The sequence below is a fragment of the Lascolabacillus sp. genome, assembly GCF_028696275.1.
GTDB lineage: Bacteria > Bacteroidota > Bacteroidia > Bacteroidales > Dysgonomonadaceae > Proteiniphilum > Proteiniphilum massiliensis.
Map to the genome: position 1 here is coordinate 2,843 of NZ_JAQVHI010000059.1, position 2,331 is coordinate 5,173.

Here is a 2,331-nt window from a genome sequence, read left to right on the forward strand (position 1 = left end):
AGAAATATGAAAGCAAATATACATTCTCTTGAAAGCTTTGGAACAGTAGATGGTCCCGGAATAAGATTCGTAATATTCCTGCAGGGCTGTCCTTTGCGCTGCGTTTACTGCCACAACCCAGACACATGGGATAAGAAGGGAGAGGGCAAATATCAGCTTTCGCCGGAGGAGCTGCTTGCTGAAGTGATGAAATATAAGAACTTTATTGCTAAGGGGGGTGTGACTGTAACTGGTGGTGAACCACTTATGCAGGCGGCTTTTGTGAAGGAGTTTTTCATGCTCTGCAAAGAGAATGGTATTCATACTGCTCTTGATACGTCGGGAGCAATTTTCAATCAGACGGTGAAGGAGGTGCTGGATATTGTGGATCTTGTGCTGCTTGATATTAAGTCGATTGACCAGATGCAGTACAGGGAGCTTACCGGTGTTAAGATTGACAATACGCTGAAGTGCCTGAACTATCTTGAGGAGAAAAATATCAGGGCCTGGATCAGGCATGTGGTTATGCCGGGGTGGACCGACAACGATATTCTTCTGAACAGGCTTGCTGATTTCCTGAAACCTTATAAATGTATTGAGAAGGTGGAGCTTCTGCCCTACCACAAGATGGGTGTGAATAAGTATGAGCAGATGGGTATGGATTACAGACCTGGTGATCTGCCTGCTTTGTCGGAGGAGAGACTGCTGAATGCTAAGGATATTTTCAAAAAGGCGGGATTGAAGGTTTGATATAGTTTAATTATATTTATCGATCTTGTGTTCCGATTTCCAATTTCTTTTAAATGTTGTCCAAACATTTTAAGATTCCCTATTATTTTTTGGTTCCATTATCTTGTTGACCTTCTACCAATAAAGCTGCTGATCATTGAAAGATGATACACTGAATTAGCGGCTTTTATGTAACATCTATGCAACAACATGCTAAATCACCTTTTATTACACTTTATTTGTTGCAAGTATAAAACTTGTTATATATTTGTAATATTATCTTTTATTTAACAGATTAAGCCAAGAGTGCGTTTACTATGTTAATTTGATACAATTTATCATCTAAAACATTCAGTATCTGATACTAAGAGGATATATTTTGCAACAAATTGACAAAACCAACTTCAATATTAAATCACAAAATCGTTGCATATCAGAATAGGTGAAGGGGCATTTATTGCAATAAACGTAAGTTTTCTTGCAAAAAAAATAAAAAACAATAGAAGAAGACCATAAATACTAATTACAAAATATATACAAATTATGAAGAATGTCATAGGAATTGATATTGGAGGTACCAATATTGTTGGTGGCAGAATAGTTAACAATAGCATTGAAAAACAGTTATCGGCAGAAACTAAAGCTGCTGAGGGGGGAGATGTAACCCTGGGTATTTTAATTGATCTCTTAAAAAATCTTATTACGGAAGAGACGACTGCAATCGGGATTGGTGTTCCGAGTGTTGTCGACAGGAATAAAGGTGTAGTTTATAATGTTCAGAATATAAAGGACTGGGATGAAGTTCATCTGAAAGAGATCCTGGAAAAGGAGTTTAATCTCCCTGTTTTCGTGGATAATGATGCCAACTGTTTTGCTTATGGTGAGAAGATTTTCGGCAAAGGCAAGGAGTTTGAGCATTTTGTTGGGATTACCCTGGGAACTGGTGTTGGCGGTGGAATAATTCAAAGTGGTCATCTTCTGAAGGATGCCAATACTGGCGCTGGTGAGTTTGGCGAGCTACCCTATCTTGACTCAATCCTGGAGGAGTATTGTGGCAGCAGGTTCTTTACCAGAACAGGTAATATCACTGGTTACGAAGCTGCATTAAAGGCGAGAGAGGGTGATATCGAATCAATTGAACTTTACAAGGAGTATGGAAAACATATTGCTATGCTTGTGAAATTTATTGTGCTGATTGTTGACCCACAGGCAGTAATTTTCGGAGGCTCAATTGCTAAGTCGTTTGATCTGTTTGAAGAGTCGATGCTTGAAGAACTGAAGAATTTCCCTTATCCTAATTCTATGAAGAGACTGAAAATTCTTACATCGGATATTAAATGTCCCGGCGTATTAGGCGCGGGATCGCTGTGTATACAATAAAGATTACAAACAATAAAAAGAATCCATAATAACTTAAATTTTTTAATCTGGGGTTCATAGATAATCAGATCTGCCTGAATCCCACAAATAAAAACACGTATGAGAAAAAAATTTGCTATTGATCTTCTGTCTGCTATTAGGCTTTACGGCTTATGCACAACAGAGGGTTAGCGGTATTGTTACCGATGTGACTAATGAGCCCATTCCCGGGCTTACGATTCTGGAAAAGGGTACAGGCAATGG

2 protein-coding genes are annotated in these 2,331 nt (G+C 38.7%); both read left to right on the plus strand.

The window, feature by feature from the left end; all coding sequences use genetic code 11:
- Positions 1–6 precede the first annotated feature (6 nt).
- Positions 7–729 carry a pyruvate formate-lyase-activating protein gene (pflA, locus tag PHO43_RS09640; protein ID WP_045089125.1) on the plus strand — a complete coding sequence of 241 codons (723 nt, stop codon included), beginning with the start codon at positions 7–9 and terminating at the stop codon, positions 727–729.
- Between the two features lie 522 nt (positions 730–1,251).
- The gene (locus tag PHO43_RS09645) at positions 1,252–2,088 is read left to right on the plus strand and encodes an ROK family protein (RefSeq protein ID WP_288012108.1); all 837 of its coding nucleotides are present in this window, start codon (positions 1,252–1,254) and stop codon (positions 2,086–2,088) included.
- The last annotated feature ends 243 nt before the right edge of the window (positions 2,089–2,331 follow it).